This is a genomic window from Stenotrophomonas sp. BR163, from assembly GCF_047520985.2.
In the GTDB taxonomy this organism is placed as follows: domain Bacteria; phylum Pseudomonadota; class Gammaproteobacteria; order Xanthomonadales; family Xanthomonadaceae; genus Stenotrophomonas; species Stenotrophomonas sepilia.
On record NZ_JAXBRE020000036.1, the window covers coordinates 28,066 to 32,770 of the forward strand.

Below are 4,705 nucleotides of genomic sequence, written 5' to 3' on the forward strand. Positions count from 1 at the left end.
GCCGGCCGCTGGCCGGCAACCCCCTGATCTTTGGCGGCGTTTGCAGATTGCCGGCCAGCGGCCGGCACTACCGCATGGCCAGAACGTCCGTAGCGCCGGTCAGAACGCCGGCAGCACCGCGCCCTTGTACTTGGTCTCGATAAAGGCCTTCACCTGCGGGCTGGTCAGGGCCTTGGCCAGCTTCTGCACACGGGCGTCGTCCTTGTTGTCCGGGCGCGCGACCAGGAAGTTCACGTACGGCGAATCCTTGCTCTCGATCGCCAGCGCATCCTTGGTCGGGTTGAGGCCGGCGTCCAGCGCATAGTTGGTGTTGATCAGGGCCAGATCGACCTGGTCCAGCACGCGCGGCAGCATCGCCGAGTCCAGCTCGCGGAACTTCAGGTTCTTCGGGTTGGCGGTGATGTCACGCTGGGTCGACAGCGCGTTGGCCGGGTCCTTCAGTTCGATCACGCCGGCCTTGTGCAGCAGGATCAGCGCGCGGCTGTTGTTGCTCGGATCGTTCGGGATCACCACGTCGGCACCGTCGCGCAGCTCGGCCAGCGACTTGACCTTGCGCGAGTACGCACCGAACGGCTCGATGTGCACGCCGATCACCTTCACCAGGTCGGTCTTGCGGTCGCGGTTGTAGGCATCCAGGTACGGCTCGGTCTGGAAGTAGTTGGCGTCCACCTGCTTCTGCACCAGCTGGTCGTTGGGCTGCACGTAGTCGTTGAATACGCGCACGTCCAGGTCCACGCCTTCCTGCTTGAGGATCGGCTTGACCACCTCGAGGATCTCGGCATGCGGCACGGCCGTGGCGGCCACCACCAGCTTCTGCGAGGGCTCGCCGGACTTGCCGCAGGCGGTCAGGGCCAGCGCAGCGGCGAGCAGGGACAGCAACAGGGTCTTCTTCATGGGGGACGGGGTTCTCGGGGGGGGTGTCAGGATTTTTCGTAGTTGCTCAGGGCCAGCTCAAGCAGCGCCTTGGCCTGCTCGCGCAGCATGATCGGCTCGATGATCTCGGCATCCGAACCATAGTGCAGCACGTCCATCAGCAACTCTCGCGAGACGCTGTACGGCACCTTCAGTTCGTAGCGGCCATCGGCCAGGAAACGACCCTGCTGCTTGGAATGCCAGTGCTCGTCGGCCACCCAGCGCGCAGCCTTGGCGCTGAACAGGATGGTCGCCCAGCCCTTCGGCGCACCCGAAAAAATGCCATAGCTGGCGCCGAGCTGCTCGTCCAGCTCGCTGTCGGCGACATCGCGGGCGGCATTGTCAATTACCCGTGCCTTGTGGATGCGGTCCACCGCGAAACTGCGCAGCGCCTCGCGGTCATGGTCCCAGGCATCCAGGTACCAGTTGTCGCGATAATGGGTCAGGCGCTGCGGCGAGACGGTGCGCTTGGTCGGCTCGTCGGTGGAGCGGGCGCGGTACTCGAACGCCAGCTGGCGGCGCTCCAGCACCGCCGAGGCCACGCTGCGGAAGCTGCCTTCGTCGAACTTGCGGCCACGGTGCGGAATCACCCGCACGCGGTCGACCGGCCAACTGGAAACACCGGCCTGGGCCGCCAGCAGGCTCTCGATGCGCTGCTGCAGCGGCGCCAGCACCGACGACAGCACGCCGCCGCCGGTACGCGCCAGCAGGTGCTGCGAGGCCAGCAGGGCATGCAGCTCCTCCGAGCTGAGCCACAGGCCGGGCAGCTCGAAGCGGTCGCTCTCGTCGGCCTGGTAGCGGAAGCCGGCCTCGCCGTCGCCCTCGATCGGTGCCATCAGCGCATCGCGCAGGAAGGCCAGGTCGCGATAGACGGTGGCACGGGAACAACCGAGCTTGTCCTGCAGGGTCGCCACCGTCACCGGATAGCGCGCGGACTTGAGCAGACGATGCAGGGCAGTGATGCGTTCGTATCGGTCCATACCCCCGATTATGTCCGAGTCGCGGGTCTTGTGTGGAACGTTTGGGCTATCGTGGTCGCCCCCACCCCATGGAATGCCCGATGCGCCGGTTGCCTGCCCTGTCCCTGCTGGCCTGCCTGCTGCTGGCCGCCTGCGATCGCGCGCCGGCGCCGGCGGGCACCGAGGCCCCGGTACCCGCCGCCGATCCGGCACAGGCGGTGCTGGGCGCCAGCCAGCGTTTCGCCGCCCTGCGCAGCTTCCACGCCGAACTGGAGGTGCTGGGCGCGCCGCAGCGGGTACGCAGCGCCATGGACTTCGTTGCACCCGACCGTTTCCGGGTGGAGACCCCGGCCGGGCCGCAGACCATCATCGGCGACACCCTGTTCCTGCAGGCCGACGGTGCGATCCGCCAGGTGCCGGCCCCGCCCGGCCTGCTCGAGCAGTGGCGCAACCCGCTGCCGGCCGACGCCCTGCCCGCCGACCTGAAGGCCGAAGACCTCGGCAGCCAGGCGCTGGACGGGGTCGAGACCCGTCACTACCGGCTGCGCGGCAGCCAGCCCGGCGAACGCCTGGAGTACTGGGTGGATGCCCAGGGCCTGCCACGCCAGATCGTGCGCAGCGGCAGCAGCAATGGCCGCAGCTTCCAGCTGCGCCTGCGCTATTCGCGCTTCAACGACCCCGCATTGCGTGTCGATCTGCCCTGAATAGGCGATCGCGGCAACGTTCGCTGAAGCACGCTTTGGATCGATTCGGACCGCCATCACGCTTCCAGTATCATCACCGGCTGTTAACCGTTCCGGAGAAGCCTCGATGTCCCTGCGCGTGTCCCTGCTGATCCCCCTGCTGCTGTGTGCGCCGCTCGCATACGCGCAGGATGCCTCCGAACTGGCGGCGATGTCCTCGCCGTGGAGTGGCAGCGGCGGCGAGCTCGGCTTTGCCTCGGCACGCGGCAACAGCAGCACCGAGAGCTTCAACGGCCGCCTGCGCCTGCGCTACACCGACGGCGACTGGGTGCACAGCATGGACCTGTTCGGCCTGCGCTCCAGCTCCAAGGTGACCGAGACCAACGACGACGGCACCACCACCCGCCGCAGCAACACCACCGCCAACCGCTACACCGGCAGTGCGGGCAGCGCGCTGCAGCTGGGCGAGCACCGCCAGCTGACCGCCACGGTGCGTACCGAGCGCGACGACTTCGCCACCTACGACCGCCAGAGCTCGTTCGGTCTGGGCTACGGCACCCGCCTGTGGAACACCGAGCGCTTCTCGTTCGACGCGCAGATCGGCCCCGGCGTGCGCCGTACGCACAGCACCGAGGATGACCGCACCCGTACCGGCATGATCGGCCGTGGCCTGTTCGACCTGAAGTACTCGCTGACCGACAACACCGACCTGGTGAACACGCTGCTGGTCGAGTCCGGTTCGTACAACACCTTCGGCCAGAACGACTTCGGTGTCTCGGTGAGCATGAACGAGCACCTGGCGCTGAAGGCCGGCTGGCAGGCGCGTTACAACAGCGACGTCGCTGTCGACAAGCGCAAGACCGATACGCTGACCACGATGAACGTGGTCTACAAGTTCAAATAAGCAGAACGGGCGCCCAGGGCGCCCGTTCTTCTTCCGGTAGTGCCGGCCGCTGGCCGCGGCACTACCTGCGATGGCTCAGACGTTCAGCAGTTCGCCAGCACCGTCGTCCAGCAGCTGCTTCGCCACCTGCTGGCCCAGCGCTTCCGGATCGCGGGCCGGACCCACCGCTTCGGCACGCACGGCGCGGCCATCACTGGCGCTGCCGACCAAGCCCTGCAGGTGCAGGTCGTCGCCCTGCCACTGCGCGATCGCCGCCACCGGCACGTGGCAGCTGCCATGCAGCGCGCGGTTCATGGCCCGCTCGGCTTCCACGCAGGCGCGCGTGGCGGCGTCATCAAGCGTGGCGAACAGCGCCATCAGGCGCGTGTTGCCTCCGTCGCACTCCACCGCCACCGCGCCCTGCGCCGGCGCCGGCAGCCACTGCGGCGGTTGCAGGCGCGCCACGATGCGCTCGCCCAGGCCCAGGCGCTCGAGGCCGGCCACCGCCAGCACGATGGCGTCGTAGCCACCGTTGTCGAGCTTGGCCAGGCGAGTATTGACGTTGCCGCGCAGGTCCAGCAGTTCCAGGTCCGGGCGCAGCGCGCGCAGCTGGGCCTGGCGGCGCAGCGACGAGGTGCCGACCCGCGCGCCGATCGGCAGCGCGTCCAGCGAGGCGTACAGGTTGGAGACGAAACCATCGGCCGGGTCGTGCCGGGTCAGCATCGCCGGCAGCGCGAAGGGCGCGTCCAGTTCCATCGGCACATCCTTCAGCGAGTGCACGGCGCAGTCGGCCTCACCCCGCAGCATGGCCAGCTCCAGTTCCTTCAGGAACAGGCCCTTGCCACCGATGGCGGCCAGCGAGCGGTCCAGCACCTCGTCACCGCGGGTGCTCATCGGCACCAGTTCCACGTGCAGGCCGGGGTGGGCCTGGCGCAGGCGGTCGGCGACGTGTTCGCTCTGCCAGAGGGCGAGCGGGCTCTTGCGGGTAGCGATGCGGACAGTTTCCATCCGGTCATTATCGCGCCTTCGGCGCGGATACGGCCAACGGCGGAGCCCCTCGTGGCTGGCTGGGGGGCGTGAAAGCAACAGCCGTGCTTGGCCGGGCGGGATGGACTGCGCAGGGGCCGCTGCAAGTACGTCCATGTAAGCTCGGTCGCCGCATCCATGCGGCTCACGCCCCCCAGCCAGCCACGAGGGGCTCCGCCGTTGGCCGTATCCGCGCCGAAGGCGCGATAATGACCGGATGGAAACTGTCCGCATCGCTACCC

The 4,705-nt window shown here is 68.3% G+C and carries 5 protein-coding genes; 2 read left to right on the forward strand and 3 right to left on the reverse strand.

Going from position 1 to position 4,705, the window contains the following annotated elements; all coding sequences use genetic code 11:
* Nucleotides 1-99 precede the first annotated feature (99 nt).
* Together ACM0PY_RS19300 and ACM0PY_RS19305 are read right to left on the reverse strand one after the other, a co-directional pair.
* The gene (locus tag ACM0PY_RS19300; protein WP_049413241.1) at nt 100-894 is read right to left on the reverse strand and encodes a MetQ/NlpA family ABC transporter substrate-binding protein; all 795 of its coding nucleotides are present in this window, start codon (nt 892-894) and stop codon (nt 100-102) included.
* Between the two features lie 26 nt (nt 895-920).
* Nucleotides 921-1,892, reverse strand: coding sequence for a helix-turn-helix transcriptional regulator (locus ACM0PY_RS19305; protein WP_061479894.1), 972 nt, complete (start codon nt 1,890-1,892; stop codon nt 921-923).
* An 80-nt stretch (nt 1,893-1,972) separates the two neighbouring features.
* Between ACM0PY_RS19305 and ACM0PY_RS19310 the strand changes: the two genes are divergently transcribed.
* Together ACM0PY_RS19310 and ACM0PY_RS19315 are read left to right on the forward strand one after the other, a co-directional pair.
* On the forward strand, nt 1,973-2,575 hold the full coding sequence (locus ACM0PY_RS19310) for a LolA-like protein (RefSeq protein WP_180886235.1): 603 nt from the start codon (nt 1,973-1,975) through the stop codon (nt 2,573-2,575).
* A 106-nt stretch (nt 2,576-2,681) separates the two neighbouring features.
* A complete protein-coding gene (locus ACM0PY_RS19315; RefSeq protein WP_049413237.1) occupies nt 2,682-3,458 on the forward strand; it encodes a DUF481 domain-containing protein in 777 nt (258 codons plus the stop codon).
* A 75-nt stretch (nt 3,459-3,533) separates the two neighbouring features.
* On the opposite strand, the gene hemC is transcribed toward ACM0PY_RS19315, so the two are convergent.
* Complete coding sequence (hemC, locus tag ACM0PY_RS19320) at nt 3,534-4,445, reverse strand: hydroxymethylbilane synthase (protein WP_180886237.1); 912 nt, start codon at nt 4,443-4,445, stop codon at nt 3,534-3,536.
* Between the last annotated feature and the right edge of the window lie 260 nt (nt 4,446-4,705).

What these genes read in the sequence shown, in the direction of transcription:
- ACM0PY_RS19310 (WP_180886235.1), top strand. Translation starts at nt 1,973, where the DNA reads ATGCGCCGGTTGCCTGCCCTGTCCCTGCTGGCCTGCCTGCTGCTGGCC.
- ACM0PY_RS19305 (WP_061479894.1), bottom strand. Translation starts at nt 1,892, where the DNA reads ATGGACCGATACGAACGCATCACTGCCCTGCATCGTCTGCTCAAGTCC.
- hemC (WP_180886237.1), bottom strand. Translation starts at nt 4,445, where the DNA reads ATGGAAACTGTCCGCATCGCTACCCGCAAGAGCCCGCTCGCCCTCTGG.
- ACM0PY_RS19300 (WP_049413241.1), bottom strand. Translation starts at nt 894, where the DNA reads ATGAAGAAGACCCTGTTGCTGTCCCTGCTCGCCGCTGCGCTGGCCCTG.
- ACM0PY_RS19315 (WP_049413237.1), top strand. Translation starts at nt 2,682, where the DNA reads ATGTCCCTGCGCGTGTCCCTGCTGATCCCCCTGCTGCTGTGTGCGCCG.